This window comes from Achromobacter sp. SX5 (assembly GCF_056711425.1).
This window is the reverse complement of record NZ_CM160041.1, coordinates 956,236-971,092: the sequence shown is the minus strand read 5'-3', so window position 1 is coordinate 971,092 and position 14,857 is coordinate 956,236. Positions and strand designations below refer to the sequence as shown.

Annotated in this window: 15 protein-coding genes; 3 read left to right on the top strand and 12 right to left on the bottom strand. The window is 69.5% G+C overall.

Features of this window, described 5'->3' with window-relative positions:
- Window positions 1–20: 20 nt before the first annotated feature.
- From AC1M14_RS04420 to AC1M14_RS04375, 10 genes are all read right to left on the bottom strand, one after another.
- On the bottom strand, window positions 21–1,574 hold the full coding sequence (locus AC1M14_RS04420; protein ID WP_479731072.1) for a mannitol dehydrogenase family protein: 1,554 nt from the start codon (window positions 1,572–1,574) through the stop codon (window positions 21–23).
- A 3-nt stretch (window positions 1,575–1,577) separates the two neighbouring features.
- Entirely contained in the window at window positions 1,578–2,789 is a 1,212-nt protein-coding gene (gene manD / locus AC1M14_RS04415) for a D-mannonate dehydratase ManD (protein WP_102773945.1), read from the bottom strand.
- Window positions 2,790–2,835: 46 nt separating this feature from the next.
- Entirely contained in the window at window positions 2,836–4,371 is a 1,536-nt protein-coding gene (locus AC1M14_RS04410) for a UxaA family hydrolase (RefSeq protein WP_479731071.1), read from the bottom strand.
- Window positions 4,372–4,400: 29 nt separating this feature from the next.
- A complete protein-coding gene (locus AC1M14_RS04405; RefSeq protein WP_479731070.1) occupies window positions 4,401–5,267 on the bottom strand; it encodes a fumarylacetoacetate hydrolase family protein in 867 nt (288 codons plus the stop codon).
- A gap of 29 nt (window positions 5,268–5,296) precedes the next feature.
- The gene (locus tag AC1M14_RS04400) at window positions 5,297–6,043 is read right to left on the bottom strand and encodes an SDR family oxidoreductase (RefSeq protein ID WP_479731069.1); all 747 of its coding nucleotides are present in this window, start codon (window positions 6,041–6,043) and stop codon (window positions 5,297–5,299) included.
- A gap of 13 nt (window positions 6,044–6,056) precedes the next feature.
- Complete coding sequence (locus AC1M14_RS04395; RefSeq protein WP_479731068.1) at window positions 6,057–7,463, bottom strand: TRAP transporter large permease; 1,407 nt, start codon at window positions 7,461–7,463, stop codon at window positions 6,057–6,059.
- Window positions 7,464–7,490: 27 nt separating this feature from the next.
- A complete protein-coding gene (locus AC1M14_RS04390; RefSeq protein WP_479731067.1) occupies window positions 7,491–8,120 on the bottom strand; it encodes a TRAP transporter small permease in 630 nt (209 codons plus the stop codon).
- Between the two features lie 62 nt (window positions 8,121–8,182).
- Window positions 8,183–9,157: a sialic acid TRAP transporter substrate-binding protein SiaP gene (locus AC1M14_RS04385; protein ID WP_102773951.1), complete on the bottom strand. Its 975-nt coding sequence runs from the start codon at window positions 9,155–9,157 to the stop codon at window positions 8,183–8,185.
- Between the two features lie 58 nt (window positions 9,158–9,215).
- Window positions 9,216–10,250, bottom strand: a complete 1,035-nt coding sequence (locus AC1M14_RS04380; protein WP_479731066.1) for an L-idonate 5-dehydrogenase — start codon at window positions 10,248–10,250, stop codon at window positions 9,216–9,218.
- The gene (locus AC1M14_RS04375) at window positions 10,247–10,999 is read right to left on the bottom strand and encodes a FadR/GntR family transcriptional regulator (RefSeq protein ID WP_479731065.1); all 753 of its coding nucleotides are present in this window, start codon (window positions 10,997–10,999) and stop codon (window positions 10,247–10,249) included. The genes AC1M14_RS04380 and AC1M14_RS04375 overlap by 4 nt, the downstream gene beginning before the upstream one ends.
- Window positions 11,000–11,169: 170 nt before the next feature.
- Here AC1M14_RS04375 and AC1M14_RS04370 point away from each other — a divergent pair, with 170 nt between their 5' ends.
- From AC1M14_RS04370 to pyrF, 3 genes are read left to right on the top strand one after another with little or no spacing between them, the layout of a single operon-like run.
- Complete coding sequence (locus AC1M14_RS04370; protein WP_063960534.1) at window positions 11,170–11,568, top strand: diacylglycerol kinase; 399 nt, start codon at window positions 11,170–11,172, stop codon at window positions 11,566–11,568.
- 49 nt (window positions 11,569–11,617) lie between these two features.
- Window positions 11,618–12,937 carry an NAD(P)/FAD-dependent oxidoreductase gene (locus AC1M14_RS04365; RefSeq protein WP_479731064.1) on the top strand — a complete coding sequence of 440 codons (1,320 nt, stop codon included), beginning with the start codon at window positions 11,618–11,620 and terminating at the stop codon, window positions 12,935–12,937.
- Window positions 12,938–12,942: 5 nt separating this feature from the next.
- Complete coding sequence (gene pyrF, locus AC1M14_RS04360) at window positions 12,943–13,761, top strand: orotidine-5'-phosphate decarboxylase (protein WP_479731063.1); 819 nt, start codon at window positions 12,943–12,945, stop codon at window positions 13,759–13,761.
- A 15-nt stretch (window positions 13,762–13,776) separates the two neighbouring features.
- On the opposite strand, the gene AC1M14_RS04355 is transcribed toward pyrF, so the two are convergent.
- Window positions 13,777–14,313, bottom strand: a complete 537-nt coding sequence (locus AC1M14_RS04355) for a CinA family protein (protein ID WP_246842456.1) — start codon at window positions 14,311–14,313, stop codon at window positions 13,777–13,779.
- Window positions 14,310–14,816 (bottom strand): phosphatidylglycerophosphatase A family protein, encoded by a 507-nt coding sequence (locus tag AC1M14_RS04350; protein WP_102774169.1) that lies wholly within the window; start codon window positions 14,814–14,816, stop codon window positions 14,310–14,312. Before AC1M14_RS04350 ends, AC1M14_RS04355 begins: the two co-directional genes overlap by 4 nt.
- Between the last annotated feature and the right edge of the window lie 41 nt (window positions 14,817–14,857).

The window sequence follows — 14,857 nt, the reverse complement described above, 5'->3', positions numbered from 1 at the left end:
GTGGCGGCGCGCCGCCTTGTTCAGTCCGCGGGCGCGGGCTGTTCCGCCGCGTCCCGCTCCAGTGCCGCCAGCGTCCCCAGCACGCCCAGCGTGCGCAGCCGTTCCAGGTGCTCGGCCAGCGCGTCGACGAAGGCGGGCTGGCCGGCTAGGTTCCCGAACACGGGCTTGTAACCGGCCAGCACCAGGGCGCGCCGTTGCGCCGCCCGGCCCCGAGAAGCCGACGCGGCGGCCGCGTCGGCGCGCGCCAGCAGTTCTTCCAGGGCGCCGGCCAGCGGGTCCTGGATGGCGTAGGCCTGGCCTTGCTCGTCGCGGCCGCGCAGGTAATGCAGCCAGGCGGCCACGGCCAGGGCCAGCCGGCTGAAATCCTCGCCGCGCCGCAGCCGGTCGCGTATGACGGCGAGCAGGCGCTGCGGCACCTTCTGCGAGCCGTCCATGGCGATCTGCTGCGTCAGATGCGGCAGCGCCGGATTGGCCACGCGCGCCAGGAAGCGCTGGCGGTACTCGTCCAGCGCCGCTTGCGGCACACCGCGCAGCGTGGGCGCGACTTCCAGCCGCAGCATGTCGTCGACGTAGCCGCGCAGCGCCGGCGTGGCGGCGGCCTCGCTGTTGGTGCGCAGGCCCAGCATCGCGCCCAGGTACGCAAAGGCGGAATGCGGGCCGTTGACCATGCGCAGCTTGAGGCGCTCGTACGGCGCGGCGCGGCGCACGAAGCTGACGCCGGTGGCGGCGTTCCACGCGGGCCGGCCGGCCGCGAAGCGGTCCTCGATGACCCAGTTCAGGTAGGGCTCGCCCACCACCGGCCAGGCGTCGTCCACGCCCAGCCGCTCGGACACGCGCGCGCGGTCCTCTTCGCGGGTGCGCGGCACGATGCGGTCCACCATGGAATTCGGGAAGGTGCAGTTGCCGTCTATCCAGGCGGCCAGGCCGGCGTCCTGCAGCAGCGCGTAGGCCAGCACCAGGCGGCGCAGCGTGTCGCCGTTGGCGTGCAGGTTGTCGCAGGACAGCAGCGTGAGCGGCCCCAGGCCGCGCTCGCGCCGCAGGGCCAGCCCGCGCGCCAGCATGCCTATGGCGCTGCGCGGACGCGCCGGATGCGCGAGGTCGTGCCTGATGTCGGGATCGTCCCAGCGCAGCTGGCCGGTGGCCGGTTCCAGGCTGTAGCCTTTTTCGGTGACGGTCAGGCTGACGATGCGGGTCTGCGGATGGGCGATGCGCTCCAGCACCGCGCCCGGGTTTTCCGGGGCCACCAGCACTTCCAGCAGCGAACCTATCACCCGCAGCTGCTCGCGCGGCTGCCCGTCGGGGCCGGCGTCGCGCAGCGCCAGCGTGTACAGGCCGTGCTGCGGCGCCAGCGCGTCGCGCGTGTCGGGGCTGCGCAGCGAGACGCCGACGATGCCCCAGCTCAGGTCCCCGCTTACGGCCATGGCCAGGTCCGTCACCGCCGCCTGGTGGGCGCGGTGGAACGCGCCTATGCCCAGGTGCACGATGCCGGGCGTGACGCGGCCGCGCTCATAGGCGGGCCGCGCCACCGCCTCGGGCAGGCGCGGCAGGGATTGCGGGTTCAGGCGCGCGCGCATGGCTCACCAGTGCCAGAGCGTGCCGTCATGCGCCTGCCGGTTGACCGGCAGGTAGGCGCGCTGGTAGGGATAGCGGGCGGCCAGGTCTTCGTCTATGTCCACGCCGTGGCCCGGCGCGTCGCCGGGATACAGCATGCCCTGGTCGAAGGTGTAGGCGTGGGGGAACACCGCGTCGGTCTCGTCGGTGTGCCGCATGTATTCCTGGATGCCGAAGTTCGGCACCCACAAGTCGAAATGCAGGGCCGCGCCCATGCACACCGGCGACAGGTCGGTGGCGCCGTGGCAGCCGGTGCGCACCTGGTAGAGCGCGGCCAGGTCGGCGATGCGGCGCAGGTGCGTGATGCCGCCGGCATGGACCACGGTGGCGCGGATGTAATCGATCAGTTGGTGTTCGATCAGGTCCTTGCAATCCCAGATGGTGTTGAAGATCTCGCCCACGGCCAGCGGCGTGACCGTGTGCTGGCGGATCAGGCGGAACGCCTCCTGGTTTTCGGCCGGAGTGGCGTCCTCCATCCAGAACAGCCGGAACGGCTCCAGCGCCTTGCCCAGCCGGCCGGCCTCGATGGGCGTGAGCCGGTGATGCACGTCATGCAGCAGGTGGGTCTCCCAGCCCACGGCGTCGCGCACGCGCTGGAACAGGCGCGGGGCATGGTCCAGGTATTTTTCGGTGGACCAGTCGTGCTCCGACGGCAGCGAAGCGTCGGCCGGTTCGTAGAACATGCGGCCGCGGCCCACGCCGTACACCGCGTTCAGGCCCGGCACCCCGCTTTGCGCGCGGATCGCCCGGTAGCCCATTTCGCGGTAGCGCAGCACCTCGTCCACGGTTTCGTCGATGTCGCGGCCGTTGGCGTGGCCGTAGACCAGGACGCCCGTGCGGCTCTTGCCGCCCAGCAGCTGGTACAGCGGCATGCCGGCGGCCTTGGCCTTGATGTCCCACAGCGCCGTGTCCACGGCGGCGATGGCCGCCATGGTGACCGGCCCGCGGCGCCAGTACGCGCCGCGATACAGGTATTGCCAGATGTCCTCGATCTGATGCGGGTCGCGGCCGATCAGGCAGGGAATGACGTGCTCGGTCAGGTAGGCGGCCACGGCCAGCTCGCGGCCGTTGAGCGTGGCGTCGCCGATGCCGTGCAGGCCCTCGTCGGTTTCGATCTTGAGGGTGACGAAGTTGCGGCCGGGGCTGCAGACGATAACGCGCGCTTGGGTGATCTTCATGGATGGTCCTGTGGAATGCCGGAAAACCCTGGCCGCGGCCGGGCGCCTACATCACCGCGCCCAGCTGCCAGGGAACGAATTCGTTCTGGCCGTAGCCGTGCTCCTCGCTGCGCGTGCGCCGTCCCGACGCCGTCTCCAGCATCAGGGCGAAGATGCGCTCGCCCATCTGGGCCACGCTTTGCGCGCCGTCGACCACTTCGCCGCAATTGATGTCGATGTCGTCGGACTGCCGCTGCCACAGCGCCGTGTTGGTCGACAGCTTCAGCGAGGGCGCGGGCGCACAGCCGTAGGCCGAGCCGCGGCCCGTGGTGAAACAGATGAGGTTGGCGCCGCCCGCGACCTGGCCGGTGGCCGACACCGGGTCGTAGCCCGGCGTGTCCATGAACACCAGCCCGCGCTCGCGCACGGTCTCGGCGTATTCGTATACGTCGGCCAGGCGCGTGGTGCCGCTCTTGGCGATGGCGCCCAGGGACTTCTCCAGGATGGTGGTGAGCCCGCCGGCCTTGTTGCCGGCCGAGGGGTTGTTGTCCATCTCGGCGTCGTTGCGGGCGCAGTAGTCCTCCCACCAGCGCAGCCGCGCCAGCAGCTTGGCCGCGACCTCGGGCGTGGCCGCGCGCCGCGTCAGCAGGTGTTCGCCGCCGTAGATCTCGGGCGTCTCCGACAGAATGGCGGTGCCGCCGTGGCGCACCAGCAGGTCCACCGCCGCGCCCAGCGCGGGATTGGCGCTGATGCCGGAATAGCCGTCGGAGCCGCCGCACTGCAGGCCCACGATGAGATGGCTGGCCGGCACGGGCTGGCGGCGCACGCGGTCGGCCTGCGCCAGCATGGCGCGCACCAGCTCGATGCCGTGCGCCACCGTCTTGCGCGTGCCGCCGGTTTCCTGGATGTTGAAGGTGTGCAGCAGCCCGCTTTCGCGCAGGCCTTCCTGCTCCATCAGGCCGCCGATCTGGTTGGTCTCGCAGCCCAGCCCCAGCACCAGCAGGCCGGCGAAGTTGGGATGCCTGGCGTAGCCGCCCAGCGTGCGGCGCAGCAGGCGCAGCGGCTCGCCTTCGCTGCCGGTGGCGCAGCCCGCGCCATGCGTCAGCGCCACCACGCCGTCCACGTTGGGATAGGCGGCCAGCGCTTCGGGGTGGATGTCGCGGCGGAAATAGTCGGCGATGGCGCGGGCCGCCGTGGCCGAGCAGTTCACGCTGGTGAGGATGCCGATGTAGTTGCGGGTGGCGACGCGGCCGTCGGCGCGCACGATGCCGTCGAACTGCGCCGGCGCGTCCACGTAGTCGGTGGGCCGCGCGTCGGCGCCCACCGCGTAGTCGCGCTCGAAGTCGGAGAACTCCAGGTTCTGCGTGTGCACGTGCGCGCCGGCGGCGATGTCGCAGCGCGCCACGCCGATGATCTGGTTGTAGCGCCGCACCGGCTCGCCGGCGGCGATGGCCCGCGTGGCGATCTTGTGGCCGGGCGGCACCAGTCCGCGCACGACGATGTTCTCGCCGGCCAACGGCGTGCCGCCGGCCAGCTGGCGGCGGGCGATCACCACGTTGTCGGCCGGGTGGATGCGTATGAACGCGGTATCGGTCTCAGGCATGGATGGCTCCTGGCGGGCGCGACTAGGGCCTAGGCGTCGATCAGCTCGGGGTCCCAGGCATGGACGGACTGTTGCTGCTCGCCCAGGCCGGCGATGCCCAGGCGCATCCGGTCTCCCGCCTTCAGGTACACCGGCGCCGGCTTCTGGCCCATGCCCACGCCCGGCGGCGTGCCGGTGCTGATCAGGTCGCCCGGGTAGAGGGTCATGAAGCGGCTGACGTAGGACACCAGCTGCGCCACGCCGAACACCATGGTGCGGGTGCTGCCGTTCTGGTAGCGCTTGCCGTTGACTTCCAGCCACATGTCCAGCGCCTGCGGGTCGGCGATCTCGTCGGCCGTCACCAGCCAGGGGCCGACCGGGCCGAAGGTGTCGCAGCCCTTGCCCTTGTCCCAGGTGCCGCCGCGCTCGATCTGGTATTCGCGCTCGGACACGTCGTTGACCACGCAGTAGCCGGCCACGTGCTTCATGGCGTCGGCTTCGCTGACGTAGCGGGCGCGCTCGCCGATCACCACGCCCAGCTCGACTTCCCAGTCGGTCTTGACGGATTCCCGGGGCAGCACCACCGGATCGTTGCAGCCGACCACGGCTGAGGTCGGCTTCATGAAGATCACCGGCTCGGCCGGCACCGGCAGCCCGGACTCGGCCGCGTGGTCGGCGTAGTTCAGGCCGATGCAGATGAATTTGCCCATGCCGCTCCAGGGCGGGGCCATCCGGCCCGGGCGGTCGACCCGCGGCAGGCTCTCGGGGTCCAGCGCGCGCAGTTTCGCCAGCCCGGCCGGCGTGAGCGTGGCGGCGGTGATGTCGGGCAGCGTCGCGGACAGGTCCCGCAGCTGTCCGCGGGCGTCGATCATGCCGGGTTTTTCCGCGCCTTTCGCGCCATAGCGCACCAGTTTCATCTTGGTTTCCTTGAAGAGTGTGTGAGAGTTCAGTTGGACCAGCCGCCGTCGATGACCTGGGCGGTGCCGGTGGTAAAGGCGGATTCGTCGCTGGCCAGGTACAGCGCCAGCGCCGCGATTTCGGCGGTGGTGCCGATGCGGCCCATGGGCTGGCGGGCGACGAAGGCGGCCTCGACGGCGGCCAGCGTCTGGCCGCTCGCGGCGGCCTGGGCCTCGATGCGCTGGCGCAGCGAAGGCGATTCCACCGTGCCCGGGCAGATGGCGTTGCAGCGTATGCCCTGGCCGATGTAGTCGACGGCCACGGACTTGGTCAGGCCGATCACCGCCGCCTTGGTCGCGCCGTAGACGCAGCGGTTGGGCGCGCCCTTGATGCTGGAGGCCACCGAGGCCATGTTGACGATGGAGCCGCCGCCGCGCGCCAGCATGCCCGGCAGGCAGGCCCGGATCATGCGGTACATGGTTTTCACGTTCAGCTCGAACGAGAAATCCCAGGCCGGTTCGTCGCAGTCCAGGATCGTGCCGGCGTGCACGAAGCCCGCGCCATTGAAGAGCACGTCCACCGGCCCGGCCTCGGCGGCCAGTTCGGCCGCGGCCGAGGCGCCGGTCAGGTCCAGCGTGCGGCGCCGGCACCCGGCCAGCGTTTCCAGCGCCGCGCCGTTGATGTCCACGGCCAGCACGTCGGCGCCTTCGCGCGCATAGGCCTCGGCCACGGCGCGGCCTATGCCCTGCCCGGCGGCGGTGACGATGGCGGTCTTGCCTTGCAGTCTTCCGGTCATTGCGGGGGTCTCCTTATTTGGCCATGCCCAGGAAGGTGGGCAGCCAGAGCGTGATCTGCGGGATGTAGGTGATGGCGATCAGCGCCACGAAGAGCGGGGCCAGCCACGGCAGGATGGCCATCGTGGTGCGTTCGACCGACAGCCTGGACACGCGCGCCAGCACGAACAGCACCATGCCCAGCGGCGGATGCAGCAGGCCTATCATCAGGTTCAGCGTCATGATGAGCCCGAAGTGGATGGGGTCGATGCCGAGCTTGAGCACGATGGGCAGCAGGATGGGCACGAGGATGGTGATGGCGGCGATGGTGTCGATGAAGCAGCCCACGATCAGGATCAGCACGTTGGCCATCAGCAGGAACACCCACTTGTTCTGCGTCACGCTGAGGATGCCGTCGGTCAGCGCCTGCGCGGCCTGCGAGGTGGTCAGCAGCCACGCGAACACCGACGCGGCGGTGACGATGAACAGCACCGAAGCCGTGGTCTCGATGGTGTCGAAAGTGGCCTTGGCCAGCGTGCGCAAGGTCATGGAGCGGTAGCGCACCAGCCCCAGGAACAGCGCCCAGATCACGGCGGCCACGGCGGCCTCGGTGGGCGTGAACCATCCCAGGGTCATGCCGCCGATCAGGATGACGGGCGCCATCAGCGCCATCACCGCCGAGAAGTTGTAGCGCCAGTCCAGCAGCAGCAAGGCCGCGAAGGCGATGCCGGTGGCCATGTTGGACGACAGGCCGGCCTCGGTCATGGCCCAGATCGCCAGCGGAAAGGCCAGCACCACGGCCACTTCCAGCGTGGCGCCGCCCAGCCGCTTCCAGTCGAACGACACGTCGCCGCCCCAGTTGTTGCGCCGCGCGAAATAGGCCACGGTCAGCATCATCAGCACGATCAGCACGGCGCCGGGGACCAGGCCGGCCAGGAACAGCGAGCCGATGGACACGTTGGCCATCATGCCGTAGATGACGAAGGGCAGCGACGGCGGGATGATGGGGCCGAGCGTGGCCGAGGCGGCGGTCACGCCCACCGCGAACTCGGTGCCGTAGCCGTGGTCCTTCATGGCCTTGATCTCGATAGTGCCCAGGCCCGCGGCGTCGGCGATGGCGGTGCCCGACATGCCGGCGAACACCACCGAGCCGATGATGTTCACCTGCCCCAGCCCGCCGCGCATCCAGCCCACCAGCGCCACGGCGAAGTTGTAGATGCGCCCGGTGATGCCGGCGATGTTCATCAGGTTGCCGGCCAGGATGAAGAACGGCACGGCCAGCAGCGGGAAGGATTCCACGCCCGCGATCATGCGCTGCGCCACCACCACGTCGGGCACGCTGCCCGAGATCAGCACGAACAGCAGCGACGCGCCCGCCATGGCCACCGCCACCGGCAGGCCGAAGATCATCAACAGCAGAAAGGTTCCGATCAGTATGCCCATGTCTCGTTTCCGGTTGTGGTTGTCGGATCAGTCCAGCGACGCGTAGGCCTCGGGGTTTTCGAGGATGGAATAGCCCTGGCGCCAGTTGGCGACGGACACCTGCGCCGAGCGCAGGAACATCAGGGCGAAGCCGGCCAGCGCCACCCAGTAGACATAGGCCTTGTTCCAGAACAGCGTGGTCATGGGCTCGTCGCCCACCAGCGTGATGTAGCGGTAGGTGAGCCATACGGCGTAGCCGAAGAACACGGTGCGCAGCAGGTCGATGACGGTGGCCAGCACGCGGCCCGCGGGGCGCGGCAGGTAGCGGTATAGAAAATCCACCTGGATGTGGCGGCAGGCCCGCACGCACATGGCCGAGCCCAGGAACACCACGCCGATCAGGCAATAGACGGCGAGCTCCTCGGTCCAGGCATAGGAATCGTTGAGCACGTAGCGCGAAAAGAACTGCAGGAAAACCAGCAGCGCCATGATCCAGAATATGGCCAGGCAGATCCAGTCTTCGGGCTGGTAGCCCGCCAGGCTGACTTCATGGTGGTCGGCCTCTTCGAAGCTGTGGACGATTTCTTCGGCGGTGGCCAGCGGCGGCGGCTGCGTGCCGGGCCGGACAGGGTCGTGGCTGGCCGCCGCCATGACGGCGGCCTTGGCATCGGAATGCATGGCGTTCCCCTAGTGCGGAGTCGGGAGGATCGGGACCGCCGGCGGCGGCCCCGCGGGCGCGTTCACTTCACGGCCTGGATCCGTTCCCAATCCGATTTTTCGTAGCCGTACTGCTTGAACGGCACTTTCTCCAGCACGGTGTCGCGGAAGTCCTGGACGTTGACCTCCGCCACGTTCAGGCCGCGCTTGCGGAACACCTCGACCATTTTCTTTTCGCTCTCGGCGACTTCGCCCGAGGCCTTCTCGGCCGCCTGCTGCGCGACCTCGGTGAAGATCTTCTTGTCCTCGTCGGACAGGCTCTTCCAGAGCTTGCCCGAGATCACCGTGTTCAGGTGGTCGACGATGTGGCCGGTGAGGATGATGTTCTTCTGGACTTCATAGAACTTCTTGGCCTCGATGGTGGTGAGCGGGTTCTCCTGCGCCTCGACGGTGCCGTTCTGCAAGGCCAGGTAGACCTCGGCGAAGGCGATCGGCGCGGTATTGGCGCCGCAGGCGCGCGGCATGGCCAGGTAGGCCGCCACGTCCGGCACGCGGATCTTCAGGCCCTTCATTTCGGCGCACTTGGTGAAGGGGCGGTTGGAGGTGGTCTGGCGCGTGCCGTAGTACGTGGTGGCGACGATGTGGTTGCCGCTTTTCTCGTCGTAGCCGCGGGTGAGCTCTTTGTAGATGTCGCTCTTGGTGTAGGCGATCAGGTGCTCGGGGTTGCGGAAAATGTAGGGGTAATAGGTGACGCCGATGCGCGGGAAGGTTTTCGCGGCGAAGCTGGAGCCGGAGATGATGATGTCCACCGTGCCCAGCGTCAGGCCCTGGTTGATGTCGTTTTCCTTGCCCAGCTGCGAGGCCGGATACACGTCGATCTGGTAGCGGCCGTTGGTGCGCTTGCCGATTTCCTGCGCCGCCCAGACGGATGCGGTATGGAAGGGTTCGGACGTCTCGTATACGTGGGCCCACTTGAGCTTGGTCTGCGCCAGCGCGCTGCTGCTGGCGGCCAGCGCCAGGGCGGCGATCAGCGCCTTGAGGGCGTTGCCTGGGTTCATGTCGTCTCCTCGTTGTTTTGAATGATCCGCCTGGCGGCCCTGCTGTGCCGCCCGGAGGTCATGCTTCGACTACAAGTTGCACCTTGGTACTGCGACTGCGATCCGCTGCCAGTTCGAAGGCCTCGAATGCGCGCGACAACGGCAGTTGCGCGCTCATCAGGGGCCGCACGTCCACCTTGCGCGTGCGCAGGTAGGAAACGGCCCAATCGAACTCCACGTCCGCGCGGAACGCGCCGACGTAGTCGAGCTCCCGCGCCATGATGTTGTTGGCCGGGAACGCGATGCCTTCGGCCGGCAGCGTTCCCACTTGCACGATGCGCCCGCCGCGGCGCGTGGCCGCCAGGCAGGTGGCCAGCGCGGCCGGACTGCCGGCCGCCTCGATGCTGACGTCGGCGATGTCGGCCAGGTCGGCGGGCGCGGCCCGGTCGCCGCGCACGGTGTCGTCGGCGCCGACGGCCAGCGCCATTTGCAGCGGGCGGTCGGCGACGTCGGCGACGATCACGCGCGCCGCGCCGGCCAGCCTGGCGGCCAGCACCGTCATGCAGCCGATGGTGCCGCCGCCCGTCACGAGCACGGTACGGCCCATCAGGGGGCCGGCGCGGTTCACGCCGTGCAGGCCGATGGACAGCGGCTCGGCGCAGGCGATCTCGCCCAGCGAGACGTCTTCTTCGGGCACCGGCGTGAGCTGGCGCTCGGCCATGACGAAGCGTTCGCGGAACATGCCCTGCACGTGCGGATACACGCTGGCGCTGCCCAGAAAGCGCATGTTGCGGCACAGATTGGCGCGGCCGGCGCGGCAGTAGTCGCACCTGCCGCAGGGATGCGAGGGATTGATGGCGACCTTCATGCCGGGCGCCACCGAGGCCACGGCCGCGCCGGTGCGCAGCACCACGCCGGAGGCCTCGTGGCCGGGTATGAGGGGTTCGCGGATGACGAAGGCGCCGACGCGGCCATGCTGGAAATAATGCAGGTCGGAACCGCAGATTCCGGCGGCGCCCAGCCTGAGTTCGACTTCGTGCGGCGCCAGCGGCGCGGTTTCGTCGGGTTCGAGGCGCAGGTCGCGCGCGCCGTGGATGCGGCAGGCCAGCGTCATGGTTCGGTCTGCTCCCGGTGGGCGGCCGGCGCGGCCTCGGCATGCAGGCCGGGCGCGTCGGCGCCGGGCCAGCTGGCGGTGAGGCGGTCGTGCGAGCAGGCCAGATGATGGTGCATGGCGGCGCGCGCGCCGCGGTCGTCGCCGGCGCGGATGGCGTCGATCACCTTGCGGTGCTCGGCGATGGCCGAGGCCCAGCTGGCGGGATTCTCGAAGTAGTCGCCCAGCTTCACGGACAGGGGGTTGTGGCGCTCGTCGAAGAGTTCGCTGACCACGCGCACCAGCACCGCGTTGTTCGCCATTTCGGCGATGCGCGTGTGGAACAGGCGGTCGCCGCGGATGGGCACGTGGCCGGCGAGCGCCTCGTCTTCCATGGTTGCCACCGCTTCGACCAGGCCGTCGACCAGCGCGGGCGCGTTGCGCAGCGCGGCCTGCGCGGCCAGTTCGCCTTCGATCACCTGGCGCGCGCGTATGGTTTCCAGCGGGCTTTCCGCCGTGAGGCTGGCGCGCGGCGCGCCGGTCAGGCTTTGCACGTAGACGCCGGAGCCCATCCGGACCTCGACCCAGCCTTCGACCTCCAGCGCGATCAGGGCCTCGCGCACCGAGGGGCGCGACACGCCCAGCTTGAGCGCCAGGTCGCGCTCGGGCGGCAGGCGCGCGCCGACCGGGAACTCGCCCGCCTCGATCAGCAGCCGGAGCTGGTCGGCGATCTGGCGGTACAGGCGGCGGGGTTCGATGGTCTGGATGGGCATGGACTGCGTTGCAGGAGGAAGTGCCGGGGAAATTCGGGCCAGAAGGTAAAGTGGCCTTACCAATTGACCGGAATCTTGCGCCCGCCCCGGATGAGTCACAATTAGGGTTTGCCCGCCGCGGGTAGCCCATATCTGTTAAAAAGCCGCCACCCGGTCCACTATTCACGCCCATGTCCCCGAATCCGCACCACTCGCCCTACAAGAGCACCGGCGGCCTGCGTCGCATCCTGAACGCGCTGCGCTACTCGCTGCAGGGCCTGCAGGCCGCGATCAAGTACGAGGCGGCCTTCCGCCAGGAACTGGCGCTGGCCGTGCTGATGATTCCGGCCGCGTTCTTCCTGGGCCGCACCACGGTGGAGGTGTTCTTCCTGGTGGGCACGGTGATCATGGTGCTGGCCGCGGAGCTGCTGAATTCCGCCATCGAGGCGCTGGCCGACGCGCTGTCGGTCGAATCGCATCCGCTGCTGGGACGGGCCAAGGACCTCGGCAGCGCGGCGGTGATGCTGTTGCTGATCTTCGCCGGCACGGTGTGGGTGGGCGTGGCCATCAGCCGTTTCGTCATGCATTGACACGGCTGGTCATGCCGCCGCCCCGGCGCGGCTATTTATACTGGGAGCCATGATGCCTAGATCGACGTCGGACCCCTCGCAGCGCATCGTCATTGTCGGCGGCGGCGCCGGCGGCCTGGAACTGGCTTCCAAGCTGGGCCGGATCCACGGACGCCAGCACATCACGCTGGTCGACAGCCGCCCTTTCCACATCTGGAAGCCCTCGCTGCACGAGGCCGCGGCCGGCACGCTGGACATCCACCAGGAAGGCCTTTCATACCTGATGCTGGCGCACCTGAACGGGTTTTCGTTCGCGCAGGGCCGCCTCGAACAGGTCGACCGCGAGCACCGCAGCATCACGCTGGACGCGGTCAGCGACGCGCAGGGCATGGAAGTGCTGCCACGCCGCGAACTCGCCTACGACACGCTGGTGCTGGCCCTGGGCAGCACGTCCAACTTCTTCAACACCCCCGGCGCGGCCGAACACGCCGTCACGCTGGACACCACCGAAAACGCGGAACAGTTCCGCCTGACCATGCTCAAGGCCATGGCGCAGGTGGACCTGGCCAAGGTGCGCAATCCTTCGGCGCGGCTGGACCTGGTGATCGTGGGCGGCGGCGCCACCGGCGTCGAACTGGCGGTGGAGCTGGTCGAGGCCAGCCACGTGGTCAGCGCCTACGGCCTGCCGAACTTCCGCGCCGAACGCGACCTGGCGATCACGCTGGTCGAAGGCGCGCCGCGCATCCTGTCGGCGCTGCCCGAGAAGATTTCGGTGGCGGCCACCCGGCGGCTCACCGAACTGGGCATCCGCGTGGAAACCTCGTGCCGGGTGTCCGAAGTCACCGACAGCACCGTGCGCACCGCGGACGACCGCGAAATCCCCGCCCAGCTCTGCATGTGGGCCGCCGGCATCCAGGGTCCCGCCCTGCTGGCCGACCTGGGGCTGCCGCTGAACAAGCTGGGGCAACTGGAGGTCAACGACAGGCTGGAAACCCCGGACCCGCACATCCTGGCGCTGGGCGACTGCTGCGCCGCGCCGTGGCGCGAGGGCCGCACCGTGCCCGCCCGCGCCCAGGCCGCCCACCAGCAGGCCGACTACCTGGCCAGGAAGCTCACCGCCCGCCTGCGCCACGCGGCCGAGCCCGCCGAACCCTATGTCTACCAGGACCACGGCTCGCTGGTCTCGCTGGGCCAGGACGCCGGCGTGGGCAGCCTGATGGGCAAGCTGGCCGGACGCGGCCTGTTCGTAAGCGGTACACTGGCGCGCCTGATGTACATGAGCCTGCACCTGATGCACCACAAAGCCGTGCTGGGCATCTCGCGCACCGCCTCCCTGGCCCTCGCCCGCCTGCTCATGCGGCGCACGCGTCCACGGGTCAAACTGCACTGAATCCCATGAACTTCATCCAAAAACTCGAACACGCCTGGACCGCCAGCAACTCGCTCCTGCAAGTCGGGCTGGACCCCGACCCGCAGCGCTTTCCGCGCGAATTGCAGGGCAAGCCGGACGCCATCTTCCAGTTCTGCCGCGACATCGTCGACGCGACCGCGCCGTACGCATGCAGCTTCAAGCCGCAGATCGCCTACTTCGCCGCCCACCGCGCCGAGGACCAGCTCGAAGCGCTGAGCCAGCACATCCGCGACAAGCATCCCGACCTGCCCATCGTGCTGGACGCCAAGCGCGGCGACATCGGCTCGACCGCCGAGAACTACGCGCGCGAAGCCTATGAGCGCTACCAGGCGCATGCGCTGACCGTCAGCCCCTACATGGGCCTGGACTCGGTCGAGCCCTACCTGGCCTGGCGCGACCGCGGCGTGATCGTGCTGTGCCGCACCTCGAACCCGGGCGGTTCGGACCTGCAATTCCTGAAGATGGATAACGGCGAGCCGCTGTACCTGCATGTCGCGGGCCTGGTGGCCGACAAGTGGAACGCCGACGGCCAGTGCGGCCTGGTGGTGGGCGCCACCTTCCCCAACGAGCTGGCCGCCGTGCGCCAGCGCATCGGCGACGCCCTGCCCCTGCTGGTGCCGGGCATCGGCGCCCAGGGCGGCGACATCACCGCCACCGTCAACGCCGGCGCCAACGCGGCGCGCAGCGGCATGATGATCAATTCCTCGCGCGCCATCATCTACGCCAGCGGCGGCGACGACTGGCGCGAGGCCGCCGGCGCCGCGGCCCAGGGCCTGCGCGACGCGATCAACGCGGTGCGCTGAACGCCGCGCCGGGGTTCAGCCCCGGCCGGCGGGCGCGCCCACGAATTCCAGCAATCCCCGCAGCGCGAATTCCACCGCGGCCTGACGCACCTGCGTCCGGTCGCCGGGGAACACGTGCGTCATCGCGCGGCTGGTGATGCCGTCGCCGGTGCGCATGGCGAAACCGAAGCACACCATTCCCACCGGCTTGCCGGGCGTGGCCCCGCCCGGGCCGGCGATGCCGGTGGTGGACGCCGCCACCCGCGCGGCGCCGGAGGCCAGCAGCACGCCGTTGGCCATTTCCAGCGCGACCGGCTCGCTTACCGCGCCGAAGTGGTGCAAGGCGTCGGGCGAGACGTCCAGCTCGGCCACCTTGGCGTCGTTGCTGTAGGTGACGAAGCCGCGCTCGAACCACTCGCTGGACCCCGCCACCGCCGTGATCGCGCCGGCCAGCAGGCCGCCGGTGCACGATTCGGCCGTGCCCAGCATCCAGCCCTTGCGGCGCAGGGCCTCGCCCAGCGTTGCGGCCAGCGCTTCCGTGCCGGACCCGATATTGCGTTGTGCTTCGCTCATCCCAAGACTCCTGTGCGCACGACCAGCGCCATGACCAGCAAGGCGTATCCGGCCGCCACGATATCGTCCCACATTACGCCGAAACCGCCCTTGATGTGGGCGTCGAAGAACTTGATGGGAGGCGGCTTGACGATGTCGAAGGTGCGAAACAGCACGAACGCCAGCGCCTGCGCCAGCCAGCCCGACGGCGTGAGCCACAGCACCAGCCAGAACGCCACCATCTCGTCCCAGACCATTCCGACATGATCGGGTTGCTGGAGTTCGCGCCCGACGCGATGACAGGCCCAGCAGCCGTACAGGAACGCCAGCGCCAGGAACACGCCGATGGCCAGGTCCGTGGCGGCCGGCGCGGCGGCGACCCAGATTGCCCAGGCCAGCAGCGTGCCCCAGGTGCCGGAGGCCGGCCGGATCAGCCCGCTGCCGAATCCGAAGGCGATCAGCCGGCCGGGATCGCGGCACACCCAGGACAGGGCGGGATAGGCAGCCCGGCTGCGGTCGCGCATGGAAGGGGAGCGGGTGTCGGCGGGAGGCATGGCGTCCAGGA

What these genes read in the sequence shown, in the direction of transcription:
- AC1M14_RS04420 (WP_479731072.1), bottom strand. Translation starts at nt 1,574, where the DNA reads ATGCGCGCGCGCCTGAACCCGCAATCCCTGCCGCGCCTGCCCGAGGCG.
- manD (WP_102773945.1), bottom strand. Translation starts at nt 2,789, where the DNA reads ATGAAGATCACCCAAGCGCGCGTTATCGTCTGCAGCCCCGGCCGCAAC.
- AC1M14_RS04410 (WP_479731071.1), bottom strand. Translation starts at nt 4,371, where the DNA reads ATGCCTGAGACCGATACCGCGTTCATACGCATCCACCCGGCCGACAAC.
- AC1M14_RS04405 (WP_479731070.1), bottom strand. Translation starts at nt 5,267, where the DNA reads ATGAAACTGGTGCGCTATGGCGCGAAAGGCGCGGAAAAACCCGGCATG.
- AC1M14_RS04400 (WP_479731069.1), bottom strand. Translation starts at nt 6,043, where the DNA reads ATGACCGGAAGACTGCAAGGCAAGACCGCCATCGTCACCGCCGCCGGG.
- AC1M14_RS04395 (WP_479731068.1), bottom strand. Translation starts at nt 7,463, where the DNA reads ATGGGCATACTGATCGGAACCTTTCTGCTGTTGATGATCTTCGGCCTG.
- AC1M14_RS04390 (WP_479731067.1), bottom strand. Translation starts at nt 8,120, where the DNA reads ATGCATTCCGATGCCAAGGCCGCCGTCATGGCGGCGGCCAGCCACGAC.
- AC1M14_RS04385 (WP_102773951.1), bottom strand. Translation starts at nt 9,157, where the DNA reads ATGAACCCAGGCAACGCCCTCAAGGCGCTGATCGCCGCCCTGGCGCTG.
- AC1M14_RS04380 (WP_479731066.1), bottom strand. Translation starts at nt 10,250, where the DNA reads ATGACGCTGGCCTGCCGCATCCACGGCGCGCGCGACCTGCGCCTCGAA.
- AC1M14_RS04375 (WP_479731065.1), bottom strand. Translation starts at nt 10,999, where the DNA reads ATGCCCATCCAGACCATCGAACCCCGCCGCCTGTACCGCCAGATCGCC.
- AC1M14_RS04370 (WP_063960534.1), top strand. Translation starts at nt 11,170, where the DNA reads ATGTCCCCGAATCCGCACCACTCGCCCTACAAGAGCACCGGCGGCCTG.
- AC1M14_RS04365 (WP_479731064.1), top strand. Translation starts at nt 11,618, where the DNA reads ATGATGCCTAGATCGACGTCGGACCCCTCGCAGCGCATCGTCATTGTC.
- pyrF (WP_479731063.1), top strand. Translation starts at nt 12,943, where the DNA reads ATGAACTTCATCCAAAAACTCGAACACGCCTGGACCGCCAGCAACTCG.
- AC1M14_RS04355 (WP_246842456.1), bottom strand. Translation starts at nt 14,313, where the DNA reads ATGAGCGAAGCACAACGCAATATCGGGTCCGGCACGGAAGCGCTGGCC.
- AC1M14_RS04350 (WP_102774169.1), bottom strand. Translation starts at nt 14,816, where the DNA reads ATGCGCGACCGCAGCCGGGCTGCCTATCCCGCCCTGTCCTGGGTGTGC.